This is a genomic window from Bacillus sp. AFS077874 (assembly GCF_002566505.1).
Classification (GTDB): domain Bacteria; phylum Bacillota; class Bacilli; order Bacillales; family Bacillaceae_G; genus Gottfriedia.
Genome location: NZ_NUYF01000014.1, coordinates 39,919 through 53,925, shown reverse-complemented (window position 1 = coordinate 53,925; position 14,007 = coordinate 39,919). Strand labels below are relative to the sequence as shown.

16 protein-coding genes and 2 pseudogenes are annotated in these 14,007 nt (G+C 32.5%); 9 read left to right on the top strand and 9 right to left on the bottom strand.

Annotation, left to right across the window (positions count from 1 at the left end):
* Positions 1 to 32: 32 nt before the first annotated feature.
* Entirely contained in the window at positions 33 to 560 is a 528-nt protein-coding gene (gene hpt, locus COJ46_RS16600) for a hypoxanthine phosphoribosyltransferase (RefSeq protein ID WP_097973867.1), read from the top strand.
* Between the two features lie 45 nt (positions 561 to 605).
* Here hpt and COJ46_RS16595 read toward each other — a convergent pair whose 3' ends face one another.
* Positions 606 to 1,022, bottom strand: a complete 417-nt coding sequence (locus tag COJ46_RS16595) for an NUDIX hydrolase (protein ID WP_097973868.1) — start codon at positions 1,020 to 1,022, stop codon at positions 606 to 608.
* Positions 1,023 to 1,161: 139 nt separating this feature from the next.
* Between COJ46_RS16595 and COJ46_RS16590 the strand changes: the two genes are divergently transcribed.
* A complete protein-coding gene (locus COJ46_RS16590) occupies positions 1,162 to 2,421 on the top strand; it encodes a TolB domain-containing protein (protein WP_097973870.1) in 1,260 nt (419 codons plus the stop codon).
* A gap of 23 nt (positions 2,422 to 2,444) precedes the next feature.
* On the opposite strand, the gene COJ46_RS16585 is transcribed toward COJ46_RS16590, so the two are convergent.
* The 3 genes from COJ46_RS16585 to COJ46_RS16575 all read right to left on the bottom strand — a co-directional run bounded on the left by COJ46_RS16585 (position 2,445) and on the right by COJ46_RS16575 (position 4,231).
* The gene (locus COJ46_RS16585) at positions 2,445 to 3,209 is read right to left on the bottom strand and encodes a 2-phosphosulfolactate phosphatase (protein WP_097973872.1); all 765 of its coding nucleotides are present in this window, start codon (positions 3,207 to 3,209) and stop codon (positions 2,445 to 2,447) included.
* Between the two features lie 108 nt (positions 3,210 to 3,317).
* Complete coding sequence (locus COJ46_RS16580; protein WP_097973873.1) at positions 3,318 to 3,839, bottom strand: hypothetical protein; 522 nt, start codon at positions 3,837 to 3,839, stop codon at positions 3,318 to 3,320.
* Between the two features lie 29 nt (positions 3,840 to 3,868).
* On the bottom strand, positions 3,869 to 4,231 hold the full coding sequence (locus tag COJ46_RS16575; protein WP_097973875.1) for a VOC family protein: 363 nt from the start codon (positions 4,229 to 4,231) through the stop codon (positions 3,869 to 3,871).
* Positions 4,232 to 4,430: 199 nt separating this feature from the next.
* Between COJ46_RS16575 and COJ46_RS16570 the strand changes: the two genes are divergently transcribed.
* Entirely contained in the window at positions 4,431 to 4,823 is a 393-nt protein-coding gene (locus COJ46_RS16570; protein WP_097973877.1) for a GNAT family N-acetyltransferase, read from the top strand.
* 133 nt (positions 4,824 to 4,956) lie between these two features.
* Here COJ46_RS16570 and COJ46_RS16565 read toward each other — a convergent pair whose 3' ends face one another.
* Both COJ46_RS16565 and COJ46_RS16560 read right to left on the bottom strand, forming a co-directional pair.
* Positions 4,957 to 6,144, bottom strand: a complete 1,188-nt coding sequence (locus tag COJ46_RS16565; RefSeq protein ID WP_097973878.1) for an RtcB family protein — start codon at positions 6,142 to 6,144, stop codon at positions 4,957 to 4,959.
* Positions 6,145 to 6,250: 106 nt separating this feature from the next.
* Complete coding sequence (locus COJ46_RS16560; protein ID WP_097973880.1) at positions 6,251 to 6,703, bottom strand: GNAT family N-acetyltransferase; 453 nt, start codon at positions 6,701 to 6,703, stop codon at positions 6,251 to 6,253.
* 265 nt (positions 6,704 to 6,968) lie between these two features.
* On the opposite strand from COJ46_RS16560, the gene COJ46_RS16555 reads away from it, so the two are divergent.
* The 6 genes from COJ46_RS16555 (at position 6,969) to COJ46_RS16535 (ending at position 12,347) form a co-directional block, all read left to right on the top strand.
* Entirely contained in the window at positions 6,969 to 7,520 is a 552-nt protein-coding gene (locus COJ46_RS16555) for a cysteine hydrolase family protein (protein ID WP_097973882.1), read from the top strand.
* A complete protein-coding gene (locus COJ46_RS16550) occupies positions 7,517 to 8,986 on the top strand; it encodes a nicotinate phosphoribosyltransferase (RefSeq protein ID WP_097973883.1) in 1,470 nt (489 codons plus the stop codon). The genes COJ46_RS16555 and COJ46_RS16550 overlap by 4 nt, the downstream gene beginning before the upstream one ends.
* The gene (gene nadD, locus COJ46_RS16545) at positions 8,979 to 9,608 is read left to right on the top strand and encodes a nicotinate (nicotinamide) nucleotide adenylyltransferase (RefSeq protein WP_056471873.1); all 630 of its coding nucleotides are present in this window, start codon (positions 8,979 to 8,981) and stop codon (positions 9,606 to 9,608) included. Before COJ46_RS16550 ends, nadD begins: the two co-directional genes overlap by 8 nt.
* The gene (gene nadE, locus COJ46_RS16540; protein ID WP_097973885.1) at positions 9,605 to 10,426 is read left to right on the top strand and encodes an ammonia-dependent NAD(+) synthetase; all 822 of its coding nucleotides are present in this window, start codon (positions 9,605 to 9,607) and stop codon (positions 10,424 to 10,426) included. The genes nadD and nadE overlap by 4 nt, the downstream gene beginning before the upstream one ends.
* Positions 10,427 to 10,542: 116 nt before the next feature.
* Positions 10,543 to 10,683: a lmo0937 family membrane protein gene (locus COJ46_RS24185; protein ID WP_216853880.1), complete on the top strand. Its 141-nt coding sequence runs from the start codon at positions 10,543 to 10,545 to the stop codon at positions 10,681 to 10,683.
* Positions 10,684 to 10,838: 155 nt separating this feature from the next.
* Positions 10,839 to 12,347, top strand: a complete 1,509-nt coding sequence (locus tag COJ46_RS16535) for a flavin monoamine oxidase family protein (RefSeq protein WP_097973887.1) — start codon at positions 10,839 to 10,841, stop codon at positions 12,345 to 12,347.
* Positions 12,348 to 12,445: 98 nt separating this feature from the next.
* Here the strand turns inward: COJ46_RS16535 and COJ46_RS16530 are convergent, their stop codons facing one another.
* The 3 genes and pseudogenes from COJ46_RS16530 to COJ46_RS16525 all read right to left on the bottom strand — a co-directional run.
* Entirely contained in the window at positions 12,446 to 12,859 is a 414-nt protein-coding gene (locus tag COJ46_RS16530; RefSeq protein WP_097973888.1) for a hypothetical protein, read from the bottom strand.
* A gap of 394 nt (positions 12,860 to 13,253) precedes the next feature.
* Positions 13,254 to 13,373, bottom strand: a pseudogene (locus tag COJ46_RS25360) (excalibur calcium-binding domain-containing protein); the annotation flags it as partial.
* 63 nt (positions 13,374 to 13,436) lie between these two features.
* A pseudogene (locus COJ46_RS16525) lies at positions 13,437 to 13,868 on the bottom strand (thermonuclease family protein); the annotation flags it as partial.
* Between the last annotated feature and the right edge of the window lie 139 nt (positions 13,869 to 14,007).

Sequence of the window (14,007 nt, the reverse complement as noted above, 5' to 3'; positions counted from 1 at the left end):
ATAGTTAATAATTAGTAAAGAGGGTAATTTACATGGCTTATAGAATTAAAGACACTTTAATTTCTGAAACTGAATTAAAAAATAGAGTAAAAGCACTTGCCGAACAAATTGAACATGACTTTAATAACGAACCACTTATCCTTGTAGTTGTTTTAAAAGGATCATTTGTATTTGCAGCTGATCTAGTTCGTGAAATGAAAAGTAATATTAATGTAGATTTTATTTCTGTTTCCAGCTATAGTAATCAAACTGAATCAACTGGAAAAGTAAGACTGTTAAAAGATTTAGATGAGAATATCACAGATAAAAACGTAGTTGTAATTGAAGATATCATTGATAGTGGTCTAACATTGCACTTTTTACGTGACCATCTTCAAATGCATAAGCCAAAATCGATTAAGATTTGTACTTTATTAGATAAACCCGAAAGAAGAAAAATCGATCTACCAGTTGATTATGTAGGTTTTGTCATACCAGATGAGTTTATCGTTGGCTATGGAATTGATTATGCACAGCAGTATCGAAATCTACCGTATATCGCAACTGTAGAAGAATATTAATTTTATCAAAAACATGCCGTTTGATTTTTTATCAAACGGCTTTTTTTATTTCTTGTTAACTTTTTTATTAATTAAGTCGATTAATAAGTTTCGATCCTCTGGAAAACTAAGCTCTATGTCAAGAATTTCATCTGCAGATTTCCAAGCAATATCATATATTAGTTGATCAGGGTCTTGAATTTTAGCATAACCACCAATAATTCTAACTTCAAAATAATGTACTTCTACTTTAAAACCATACGAGATCCCTTCTTTAATAAACAATTGCTTAATTACTTCTACTTCATATCCTGTTTCTTCGAGTACCTCTCTTTTACAACACTCTTCAATCGATTCATTTTGTTCTAAACCGCCTGATGGAGTAGCCCAAAGCTTTTGTTCATCAGGCTTGCCTTGAAGAACCATTAAAACCTGCCCTTTACGATTGATACAAATACCAGTTGCCCCAATCCATTTCTCCATGAAATGCCACCTCTTTTAGTTACTTTATCTATTCTAGCTATTCGATCATTTAATGTTTTATCCTGTTGAAAATGGTCCTTTTGATATTTATATAATTTCTTGGGAAAAATAACTCAAAATTAGTAAACGGGGTGAATTTATGAATCGCAAATTACTACTCATTTTCTCGGTCGTTGTTTGTTTAATTTTTCCGAACTTTAGTTACGCCGAAACTACTGCTAACCCATTAAAAATTGCGTTTGTTCGCGATGGATTCGTTTGGATAAAAATAAATAATAAAGAGGAAAAAATAACAAAAACAAAAGGGGTTTATTCGAATCAGCCAGAGTGGTCATTTGATGGGAACTATTTAATGTATCAAAAAGAAATACCTACTGGTCCCACTGCATCTTATCCTACTCGCTCAGAAATATGGATCTATAATATGAAAACTAAAAAAGAACAAAGGATCATTTCCGATGGCGAGAATCCTAAATGGTCCCCTACTAAAAACATTTTTGCTTTTTTAGATAGTGGTGTGTTGAATGTTTCTGATTTTAAAAATTTTTACAATATTGCACTAGGTGTAGATGATTATAATTGGATTCCAAACGGTAAAGGCTTTATAGCTTCATCAGCGGCAGCACTAAATCCGGACGGATGGACAAATCCAGTTTTATATAAGATCACCTTACCAAATGATTTAAAAAATATTACTACTGCAACAAATACTGTAAAACAATTTTTTGTTGTTCCTAAAACCTTAACAAAAGGCAATACTTCCATTCCGTCCATAAATGCATCAACATTTCAATTTTCGCCTGATCAAAAATGGATTTCTTTTATCGTTAACCCAACAGCCTCTTGGTCTATGGATAGCGACATGCTTTGTATCATTTCTTCAGATGGAAAGGTTTTTGAAGTTCAAGATGAAATTATTTTACATTTAGATAATCCAAAATGGGCTCAAACTAAAAATATATTAGGATATATTGCAGGTGGGGGCAGATTAGTTTTCGGATACAAAAATAAAAAGATGAATATTACTGAAATGCCAGCATTTACATCTACAAATTTAACACCACCACATTATGCTGAATTAGGATTTACATGGTGTGATGACACTTCAATTGTAGTTTCAAGAGTAAAAGAAAGTGAGTGGTCAAATGATGAAAAGAAACGACCAAAACCATCATTAAATGTGATTAATCTTTCTACTCATAAACAATTAAAAATAACGAATCCACCAACTGGAAAAGGTGATTATAACCCAGTCTACTCTAAGTCTACCAATAAAATAACGTGGACCAGAAAAGGCGAATTAGATGTTGTCGGTAATGTATGGATCGCCAATTTGGATGGTAGTAAACCTAAAATTTTATTAAAAAATGTTAGTTCATATTCTATTTTTGAGCGGTAAAAAGGATGAGGATGAATTTAGTTTCATCCTCTTTCCATTTCAAGAGCATTAACGAAGCAATCATTTTGTAAAACTGGTACTACTTTAAAATGGTTTAATTGACTACAGTGCATAACATCATCTTCAAAGCCCTTCATTCTCAGCTCTCTTCCACTTCCACATTCCCAAATCAATTCTTTAATTTTATGTTTCGAGTGGAGAAACGCGCCAATACAAACTTCCGATTCTGGTGATTTTGTTCCTTCTAACTCTGATAAAATTGCTCCTGCTCCTAAATAATCTTCAATAGAAGGTCGCAGTGCATCCTCATTTTCATGTAAATCATTCCAAACCTCACCGCACGGAATGACTGTTATATTGACATTTTTTTCTTTTTTTAGGCGATTAGCCAAACTTGCAACCGAAGACGCATTAAGTAAAGAACCAATCAATAACACTGGCACCTTTGAAGCGATCCATGAACAAAATGCTCCATTTAGAGAACATAAAACAAATTTATTATTGGTATGACGTTCATTAAATGAGACCGGCGAAAGTGTTGCCTTCCCTAAAACTGCCGCTTCATTTCTTCCTAAAATATACTCTGCTCCAATCTTTTTAGCATAAGCTTTCCCATCTAAATTTGGTGGATACGGATAGACGATTGCGTTTTGAACTACTGCTGAAACAACAGTCGATGAAAAACTAAGAACATCAACAATAATCGTAATATCCCCACGTTCCGCTGCTTCCCTCGCACCCCTTTTCCCCCACTCTACACGGCATTCATAATTAGATTGATCGAACATATTCTCATCCCCTTTATTGGCCTTTTAAAATCATCATTCATAGAAAAAGCAATACTCTTTAAAAGTATTGCATCAGTGTGTAGACAAAGTATAAGATTTTCAGACTGACTAACGATATGTAACTTCTGTATACCCTAAACTATTTTTAGTTGTTTTCATCGGCTTATTAGGATAATAGAACACTAAATCTTTATAATTCATCTTATATTTACTTGTTTTAAAGTACTTGTTCAGATACACTGTTCTCATTTTTTCACCATCTACATAGATTGCTTTTCCTTTAGGGCGATCCTTATCAAATCCATAAATTAATTGATCATTAAAAAAATGCATCCCCTTTCCATCTCCTGCATACAAATGCTCTGCACCTGAAATGGAAGCAAAATTCATATTTAAAAACGATGATGTTTTAAATATATAGATACTATGCGGTATATCAGTAATACAAAGAATGTATGGACTACTCGGGATCTTAACAAACTTGTAGTCCACTTTTTTAAATTCTGGTAAATCCTTATGAATAGCGAAATTAACTGCTTTTTCTTTTGAATTAAAACTGATTGATATATATGTAAATATGCTCACTAATGCAACAAAAATTAGCAAGAATGTAATTCCCTTTTTACTCATGTTATAACTTCCTTATTTAGACATTTATTTTATTCAGGAAAAGAGCATACACCTAAACGATTACCTTCTAAATCTTTAAATTCAAACCATTTAAACGTTCCATCTTCATTCAATTGCTCTAATTCTACATTGTGTTCTTTTAAATGATTATAAGCTTGTTCAATATTTGAAGTATAAAAATTAAAACTCATATGCGTATTTGGATTATCTACTTGATTTGTTTTTCTCACTAACGTTAATGGTGTTTCGCCAATATTTAATGCCGCATATCCGTTCATTGGATCGTTCCATCTAATAGTAAAACCCAATACCGAGCAATACCAATCTACTGCTTTCTCAAAATCAGTTACTTGCAGAAAAACTGTATCAATTCGTTTAAAATGCTCTGACATAGCTAAGTCCTCCTTTTTTACTACTTACTATTAATTCAACACTTGTAAACTATTTCCTTTTCTATTTCATGCTAAAAATAAAGGGATTTGACTATAATTAGTCAATTATTTATAAATATTGAAACTAGACATTGGAGGGGAAATATTTGATAAAAATTGTTAAAGTAAAAAAAAAGAGGAATCTAAATTACACAATTTAATGCAATTTTATATTTATGAATTTACTAAATATCTTCCTGAAATTAAACTCGGGGAAAACGGTTCTTATCATAAGTTTAATTTGGAAAAATGCTGGCAGGATCTAGATTATCATGCTTTTTTTGTGTTGTATAAAGAAGAACTGATCGGATTCGCTATAATTGAGGCTTCATTAGAATCAACTTCAAATTGCATAGAAGAGTTTTTTATTATTGAAAAATATAAAGGACATGGTTTTGGTAAAAAAGTTGCAATTGAACTTTTCAATCTGTTTCCAGGAAAATGGAGTATCTCACAAATTGAAAAAAATGAACCTGCTAAGGCTTTTTGGAGAAATGTAATTAATTATTATACAAAAGGCAACTTTACTGAAAGAGTTGATGAAAAATGTTGATGTTTACTTACTCATGACAGGTTCATGAGTTAATAATTAAGCTAAAGTAAAAATCCAATATTCATAAATGGTTCATTAGTAAACAATCTTAAAGCCACCCTAAAGGTGGCTTTGTTATGTAATATAGATTGATTTAATTTGCTTTGAAATTATAAAGTGGTTTAATCACTTTTATAACTTCGATTGCATCCTTAGTATTTTCAATGATTTCTTTCATTTCCTTATAAGCCATTGGACTTTCATCAAGTGTGCTCTCTAAAACTGAAGTACTCCAAACATCCTTCATTGTTTCTTTAAACTCATCAAGTGAAAGAGTTGCTTTTGCTTTTGAACGACTAAGAATTCGTCCTGCACCATGAGGGGCCGAATAGTTCCAATCTGGATTTCCTTTTCCGATTGCAATTAAACTACCATCTCTCATGTTGATTGGAATCAATACTTTCTCACCTTTTTGAGCGGAAATCGCTCCTTTACGGAGAATCATATTTTCGATATCAATATAATTATGAACAGTCGTAAATTGTTCAACAACTGTTAAGTCCATATTCTTTACGATTTCATCCATCATTGCCTTCCGGTTCCATAAAGCATATTCTTGGGCAATTGCCATATCATGCATATATCGATCAAACCAAACTCCTTCTAAATAAGCTAAATCCTTTGGAATATATTGCGACGGAAGGCTTTTTAGAGCAGCCTCAATTTCTTTCTCACGGCCTTCATCCCTTAATTGCTGAATGACTTTTGAACGATTTTCTGACTGGCTCTTTAACAATTCATACGCCTTTTTCTGATAAAATTCCGCTACAACTTTACCTAAATTTCGGCTCCCAGAGTGAATGACGAAATAAATATTCCCGTCTTCGTCAGCATTGCATTCTATAAAATGATTTCCACCACCAAGCGATCCTAAGCTTAGTTTTGTTCTTGTTTCATTTAATTCTTTAAAACAGTACAGCTTTGAAAAATCAACTTTCTTCACAAATTCATGCTTATTATTACGAATTGAAAACCCTGATGGAACATGTTTACGAATGACAGCATCTAGTTTTTGAAAATCGATTTCTTTTTGTGAAACTGTTATTGTTTCCATTCCGCAACCTATATCGACTCCAACGAGATTGGGAACGATTTTATCTTGAATCGTCATTGTGGTTCCAATTGTACATCCCTTACCTGCATGAGTATCAGGCATAATTCTAATTTTAGAACTTTTCACGAACTCTTGATTACATAGTTCAATAATTTGCCCGATTGCTCCTTGCTCCACATTATCTGTAAATATTTTAGCTTCATTAAATGAGCCTTTAACTGTAAGCATCATGTTCTCCTTCAAGTTAGTTTTATTTTGAGGCCTAACTTTATTAAGCTATTTCAAAATATTTGATAATAGTTCATTAATTTTATTAGCTACAATTATTTGAAGATCACTTTAGATTTTCTAAATTTAATGAATACGAAAGAAATTCTTTATCAACTTGATAGCCATTTTTTTCATACAAAGCTTGTGCCGATTTATTATCAATCGCTGTTTGTAAATCTAATGCTTTTGCTTTCGATTCGATTGCAAATTTCTTTGCTGCATTTAACAACAATTGAGCTACTCCTTTTTGCCTAGCCGATTCAGTTACATATAAGTCATTTAAAATCCATAACTTTTTCATTGATACCGAAGAAAAAGACGGATATAACTGAGTAAATCCCATATATTGCTCTTCTTCTTTTACGAGAAAAATAACAGAATCTTTGTTATTGATTCGTTCCGTTATAAAATCAATCGCTCCGTTTAAATTGCTTTCTTGTTTATAAAACATTCTGTACTGATCAAATAAATTTGCTACTTCTGTAATATGCTCTGATTTTGCACGAACGACTTCCATCATGTCACCTCTTCTAACTAATAATTAATCTATTAGTTAGTTCGGTACATTTCATTAATTTCCTCTAATCGATACAAAGGATAAAAACCTACGAAAAATAGTAATTTTTAATGGTAAAGTTAATAATATAAACATGATTTAATAAATTTCCAAAATTTAGGTTTTCATATGAATTAACTTATAATAAGATTGAAGATGAAAAACTAATTTAATTTTTTCTATTATGTGAAGAAATTAACATTCTTACACTTGGGGTGATTAATCAATGGATAAAAAAGCGCTCATTATTATTGATTATACGAACGACTTTGTAGCAGATGCTGGTTCATTAACTTGTGGTAAACCGGCACAGGAAATTGAGCAAAGTATTCTTAAACTAACTAAAAGTTTCATTGAAAATCAAGATTATGTTGTATTTGCAGTAGATGTCCATGATGAGAACGATCCGTTTCATCCCGAAACAAAATTATTTCCACCTCATAATATTAGACTTACTAAAGGAAGAGATTTATATGGTGGATTAATGGATTTATACAATTCAACAAAAGGCAATTCAACTATTCAATGGCTCGATAAAACTCGTTACTCCGCTTTTGCAGGAACAGAACTTGAGATAAAACTAAATGAAAGAGGCATAAACGAACTTCATTTAATAGGAGTTTGCACTGATATTTGTGTATTACATACCGCGGTCGATGCTTATAATAAGGGTTATAAAATAGTCGTTCACGAGCAGGCTGTTGCAAGCTTTAATGCAGCTGGGCATGAATGGGCATTAAGTCATTTCAAAAACACTTTAGGGGCGGAAATAAAATGAATTACAACTTTCAAGATGATAGCTTTGCACTTCATACAGACCTTTATCAAATTAATATGGCGGAAACTTACTGGGGAGACAATATTCACAATAAAAACGCTATTTTTGAACTTTATTTTCGTAAACTCCCATTTGGAAATGGATATGCAATCTTTGCGGGTTTAGAAAAAATAATCAGTTATCTACAGAACTTTAAATTTAGCAGTTCAGATCTTGACTATTTAAAAGAAGAACTCGGATATAGAGATGAATTCATTCAATTTCTGTCTAATGTAAAATTCACAGGTTCAGTTAGAGCAATTCAAGAAGGTGAATTAGTATTTGGCAATGAGCCAATCTTAAGAATTGAGGCACCGCTATTAGAGGCACAATTAATTGAAACGGCCTTATTAAACATAGTCAATTATCAAACATTAATTGCTACTAAAGCTTCACGAATTAAACATATCGTTGGTAATGATACGTTAATGGAATTTGGAACAAGACGTGCTCAAGAATTTGATGCTGCCATTTGGGGAGCAAGAGCCGCTTATATTGGTGGATTTCATGCGACTAGTAATGTTCGTGCTGGTAAATTATTTAATATTCCTGTTTCAGGAACACATGCTCATGCACTTGTGCAAGCATATCGGGATGAATACATAGCTTTCAAAAAATATGCAGATCGTCATTACAACTGTACATTCCTAGTTGATACATACGATACACTAAAAAGTGGAGTGCCTAATGCGATTAAAGTCGCAAAAGAACTAGGTGATAAAATTAACTTTGCAGCGATCCGACTAGATAGTGGTGACTTAGCTTATTTATCGAAAGAAGCTAGAAAAATGCTCGATGAAGCTGGTTTCGTAAATACAAAAATCGTTGCTTCGAATGATTTAGATGAATATACAATTTTAAATTTAAAATCGCAAGGAGCAAAAATTGATTCGTGGGGAATCGGAACAAAGCTTATTACAGCATATGATCAACCAGCTCTTGGAGCTGTTTATAAATTAGTAAGTATTGAAGATGAAGATGGGAAAATGATTGATACAATAAAAATTTCCCAAAACCCTGAAAAAGTAACAACTCCTGGACTTAAGAAATTGTATCGAATTATTAATACAGTTAACCATCACGCTGAGGCTGATTATATTGCACTTGAAGATGAAGATCCAGAGTCTGAGGAAAAAATAAAGTTATTCCATCCAGTCCATCCATATATCAGTAAGTTTGTAACTAATTTTGAAGCTAGAGAACTTCATCACCAAATCTTTACTAAAGGTGAATTAGTCTACAAAGTGCCTGCAATTAAAGACATTCAGGATTTTGCTGAAAACAACTTAAGTGTACTTTGGGAAGAATATAAACGTGCATTAAACCCTGAAGAATATCCTGTAGACTTAAGTCAAAAATGTTGGGATAACAAAATGGAAAAAATAGCAGAAGCTAGAAAGAAAACAGAGGAAATGAAAAATGGCTAAAATTGGGATTTATGGCAGTTCGTTTGATCCGATTACAAACGTTCATTTATGGACTGCAAGTACGATTGCTCATCGTTGTCAATTAGACAAAGTTATCTTTTTACCATGCTCTTCAAAAAGAAGAGATAAACAATTACATAATACTGATGAACATCGTTGGAATATGTTAAAATTGGCAATTCAAAACAACTCAAAGTTTATTGCAGACGATTATGAAATGAGTAAAGAGGCTTGGGAAGTATTCACTTACTATACAATGAACCATTTTAAAGCGAAGTATAGTGAAGATGAAGTTTATTTCATAATGGGAGCCGATCTCCTTGAAGATATTGCAGAAGGAAAATGGAAATACGGGGATCAATTAGTTTCCGAAAATAAATTTATTGTTATGGCCCGTGATGGAATTGATATGCTAAAAACCATCTCTCGTTCTCCACTATTACGAAACAATGATAATGGTTCAAGATTTCACCTAATTGATAAAGGACTAGCGATGGAAATTAGTTCAACATATATCCGAGAAGAGTTTGCTAAAGGCGGCGAGCCAAGATATTTATTACCTGAGGATTGCTACGCTTATATTAAAAAATACAATCTGTATCAAAAGGAGAATGAAGATTGAACAGTTTACAAAAAGAAATCGTCGAAGAAATGAAAGTAAAACCAGTGATCGACCCTAAAGAGGAAGTAAGAATAAGTGTTGATTTCCTAAAAAGTTATCTTAAAAAACATCCATTTTTAAATGGTTTTGTATTAGGTATTTCAGGTGGTCAAGATTCAACTTTAACTGGTAAACTTGCACAAATGGCAATAGATGAATTAAATAGTGAGCAATCAGAAAAAAATTATCAATTTATCGCAATTCGATTACCATATGGCGTTCAAATGGACGAAGAGGATTGCCAGGAAGCGTTAAAGTTTATCCAGCCAACTAAGACATACACAGTGAATATTAAAGCTGCTGTAGATGCTAGTGTTAAAACATTAAAGGAAATTGGCGTTGACCTTACAGATTTTGCAAAAGGGAATGAAAAAGCTCGTGAAAGAATGAAAGCTCAATATAGCATTGCTGCTATGAATGGGTGTGTTGTCTTAGGTACTGACCATTCCGCTGAGGCTATTACTGGTTTTTACACTAAATATGGCGATGGTGGATCAGACCTATGTCCGATTTTCCGTCTAAATAAGCGTCAAGGAAAGATGCTACTAAAAGAATTAAATTGCCCACCTAAGCTATATGAAAAAGTTCCGACTGCTGACCTTGAAGAAGATCGCCCACAATTAGCAGATGAAGTCGCTCTTGGAGTTACATATGATGATATCGATGATTATTTGGAAGGTAAAGAAATTAATCGTGACTCTCAAGCAAAAATCGAATCATGGTTTAATAAATCTAGACATAAGAGACAAATGCCTTACACTGTTTTTGATAAATTTTAATTCATTGAAAGCCGCCTATTTTGGTGGCTTTTTCACTTATGTAATCAATAAACGGATATGAAAGTTAAAATTGGACAAGGTAATAATACAGTCATTAAGAAAGGAATGTTCATATTATGTGGATTTTATTTTTTATTCTTTTAATCTTATGGGTATTAGGTTATTTTACTTTCCATATCGCAGGTGGACTAATTCATATTGTATTAATTATCGCAATTATTGTATTTATCGTTAACCTATTTAGACGTAAAAAGTAGCAAACTTTAAGTGACTTTTTCAAAACTAAGAGCTTGATTTTTCAAGCTCTTTTTCTTATGCCAGTTCTATTCCTAAACCTGCTTTTAAACTCTTCTATATTCCTCTATTTTTGAATAAACTTCTATGAATGTCATAAATAAAGAGGAGCGAAATTATGCCAGTTAGTATGGAGCCTCCTATATCTATGGAACAAATGCTTCAAACAATTCGTACAGGACTTCCAAAAACACTTGAACCTAAAAAGATCATAATTGTTGGTGCTGGGATATCAGGTTTAGTAGCTGCTTCACTTTTAAAAGGAGCAGGACATGAAGTAACAATTCTAGAAGGAAATAATCGTATTGGTGGTCGTATTTTTACTAATCGTAATTTTTATGCAGGACAGTATATGGAAAATGGTGCTATGAGAATACCTTCTATTCACTTGCTTGTTTTAGAATATATTAAGAAATTTAACCTTCCTTTAGAAGAATTCATTAATAGCACACCAAACGATATTATTTTCGTAAACAATGTAAGAACCATTCAAAAGCTTTATGAAGACAATCCAGACATTCTTAACTTCCCTACTTCACCATCTGAAAAAGGCAAAACAGCCGAATATTTGGCTCAATACGCCATGCAACCTGTAACTGACTTCATTAAAAAGAATCCAAAAAAGAATTGGGAAATCGTTATTAAATTACTTGATCGTTATTCGATGGAATATTATTTGAAATATAATCCTTATGGCAGAACATTATCAGTTGGAGCCATTGATATGATTAAGGTTATGCTTGGGATGGAAGGCTTTCCTGAGCTTTCATTCACAGCCTTACTACGAGAAGTAATGATTCTATTTACTCCTGGACTAAAGTTTTATGAAATAAAAGGTGGAAACGATCACTTACCGTATTCATTCCTACCTGAATTACAAGAAAATATTATTTACCATCAAAAAATGAAAAAAATTGAACAACACGACTCTTCTGTAACGATTCATACTGAGGATACACAAACCTCACAGGCATATACGGTAAATGGAGACTTAGCCATTATTACCATACCTTTTTCTTTACTAAACTTCGTTGAAATCATTCCACGCGATTTATTTTCTTATAACAAATATAAAGCAATTCGACAATTACATTATGTTGCTTCGACTAAAATTGGTTTACAATTTAAAACTAGATTTTGGGAGAAAGCGGGTTTTATTGGAGGAAAAATGACGTCTGACCTACCTGTTCGTTATTCCTATTTCCCAAGCCAATCCGTTGGTTCAGAAGGCCCAGGTGTCATATTAGCAAGCTATACATGGGAAGATAACGCATCAATTTGGGATAGCTTAACTGAAAAAGAACAAATAGAGAATGCGCTAGAAGATTTATCGAAAATTTACGGAAAAGAAATATACAATGAGTTTATTACTGGTAATACATTTAGTTGGGCAGAAAATCCTTTTTCAGGTGGAGCTTTTGCTATTTTCAAACCGGACCAGCAAACAGAGATTGCCCCATATATATCAACTCCAGAAGGACTAATTCATTTTGCTGGTGATCACACCTCTACAGCCCCAGGTTGGATTCAAGGTGCAATCGAATCCGGAATAAGGGTGGCTTATGAGGTTAACGATTTACCTAAAACAACGGCAAATGAGAATTTTGAAACACATGATCAGGTTTAAACACTAGAGTTTTGGATTTCTAACCTTAGATCGTATGCCACGAAATTCAAGAAAAACATAAAACCCACAAGGAACAACTTGTGGGTTTCATCATGATATTATCCAATTTTTAAATAACCTACTGAAGGAACAAAAGAGTATCCTTGATTAATAACCATATCTGTTATTTCTGTCGTTTCAGTCTCTCTGACTTGATGAAACAATTTATATTTTATTGATTTTACTTTCTTTCCTCTTAATACATTATTTAAATAAATTAACTCAATGTCTAAAAAAGGTATTCTGTACTTTAAATTATTCGTGATTCTATTTGTGATTAGTTCATTAAACTCAATATCGGCAATATTAACTGAATTTTTTTTCATATCATCTACTAATTTATTCTGTTTATCAGTAAACTCACTAATAATATATTCGATTTCCACTTTTGAAAGGGAACGAGTTTCTTTTAATGGCAATGTAACTTGATTTGTTTTTTCTTTACTAAATAATCGTTTAAAAAATTTAATCATAGTCCCGTCCTCTTCAATTTTTCTTATTTATATTTTGTCATGTTTAAACAAGATTGTAAAAATAATTTTTTAGGCACTAATACTATTCTATTATTAAACCGAAATTCCTTTGTAGAATTGCCTCTCTTATAAAATTTTTAGAACAAAATTTAATAATTACAAAAGTTAGGAATTGAATTCGAAAATAAAAGACCTAATCAGATAAAAAACACCTAGTAATAGGTGTTTTATTGTGTAGACAAAGTACTAAAAACTTGATTTTCAGACTGATTGCAAGCGCTTGTCTTTCGAGGCGCGAAGNNAGGAGCGGAGTTACCCTAGAAGGTAATGAGCACCGAAGACAGGCGAAGTAACAAAGAAAGCGAGCGTTTGTCAACAGTCTGAATAGGTGTTTTTACTCCGTTTCACATGCATAATTATCATGATCACGATCCATTTGCGATTGGTAGGCTTTATTCCCTTTTGGTACTCCATTTGGATAGACTTTTCTTAAGTCTGCGCAGTTTTTAAAATACTGTTTATTATTGTTAGACGAATTATTCGTTTTTGTTTGATTGGTTTTATTTTTGCTCCATAATCCAACCCTCTGCTGCTGGGCAGTTGCTTGTAAGCTTCTAAGCTCTGATTCATAGGCATAATTTCCATAATCATAAAATTTTTCTACATAGCCTTTTTTTATGATTTCTTTTTGAATTAGTCTGCCATCAATCCAAACCCATGCAAGCGTTCGATTATATTTATCCTTTTTTGGACCATCATATTCTAGCTGAATTGTTTTTGCATTTTTTAATAGATTACATGTATATGCTGAAGCTTCTTTTCCATATGGCTCAATCGTCCTTGTGCTTTCTGGCGTATCGATATATAAGAATCTTGTTGTACCAACTTCAGTAAATTTGGCAGTATCCCCATCAATACATTTTATAAGCTCAACTGTAAATTTGGAATCGGTTTTCGTATTAACTGATGCTGTTGACTGTGAACATCCACTAAGTCCAAGAATAGCCATTACAGTTAATAAAATAAGTCTTTTCATGTTGTTCCCCCAGTTATTCTTGTTACTACACATTATTTTAACAATAAAAACCAATTATGTATTGAAATAGTGGGGGATTTTTCAATTTTAAAGGACTTTGCTTTGTATTACT

Coding starts and splice junctions, on each gene's coding strand:
- COJ46_RS16535 (WP_097973887.1), top strand. CDS start 10,839: ATGCCAGTTAGTATGGAGCCTCCTATATCTATGGAACAAATGCTTCAA.
- hpt (WP_097973867.1), top strand. CDS start 33: ATGGCTTATAGAATTAAAGACACTTTAATTTCTGAAACTGAATTAAAA.
- COJ46_RS16575 (WP_097973875.1), bottom strand. CDS start 4,231: ATGTCAGAGCATTTTAAACGAATTGATACAGTTTTTCTGCAAGTAACT.
- COJ46_RS16595 (WP_097973868.1), bottom strand. CDS start 1,022: ATGGAGAAATGGATTGGGGCAACTGGTATTTGTATCAATCGTAAAGGG.
- COJ46_RS16585 (WP_097973872.1), bottom strand. CDS start 3,209: ATGTTCGATCAATCTAATTATGAATGCCGTGTAGAGTGGGGGAAAAGG.
- COJ46_RS16570 (WP_097973877.1), top strand. CDS start 4,431: ATGCAATTTTATATTTATGAATTTACTAAATATCTTCCTGAAATTAAA.
- COJ46_RS16550 (WP_097973883.1), top strand. CDS start 7,517: ATGAATTACAACTTTCAAGATGATAGCTTTGCACTTCATACAGACCTT.
- COJ46_RS16555 (WP_097973882.1), top strand. CDS start 6,969: ATGGATAAAAAAGCGCTCATTATTATTGATTATACGAACGACTTTGTA.
- COJ46_RS16590 (WP_097973870.1), top strand. CDS start 1,162: ATGAATCGCAAATTACTACTCATTTTCTCGGTCGTTGTTTGTTTAATT.
- nadD (WP_056471873.1), top strand. CDS start 8,979: ATGGCTAAAATTGGGATTTATGGCAGTTCGTTTGATCCGATTACAAAC.
- COJ46_RS16580 (WP_097973873.1), bottom strand. CDS start 3,839: ATGAGTAAAAAGGGAATTACATTCTTGCTAATTTTTGTTGCATTAGTG.
- COJ46_RS24185 (WP_216853880.1), top strand. CDS start 10,543: ATGTGGATTTTATTTTTTATTCTTTTAATCTTATGGGTATTAGGTTAT.
- COJ46_RS16560 (WP_097973880.1), bottom strand. CDS start 6,703: ATGGAAGTCGTTCGTGCAAAATCAGAGCATATTACAGAAGTAGCAAAT.
- COJ46_RS16530 (WP_097973888.1), bottom strand. CDS start 12,859: ATGATTAAATTTTTTAAACGATTATTTAGTAAAGAAAAAACAAATCAA.
- COJ46_RS16565 (WP_097973878.1), bottom strand. CDS start 6,144: ATGCTTACAGTTAAAGGCTCATTTAATGAAGCTAAAATATTTACAGAT.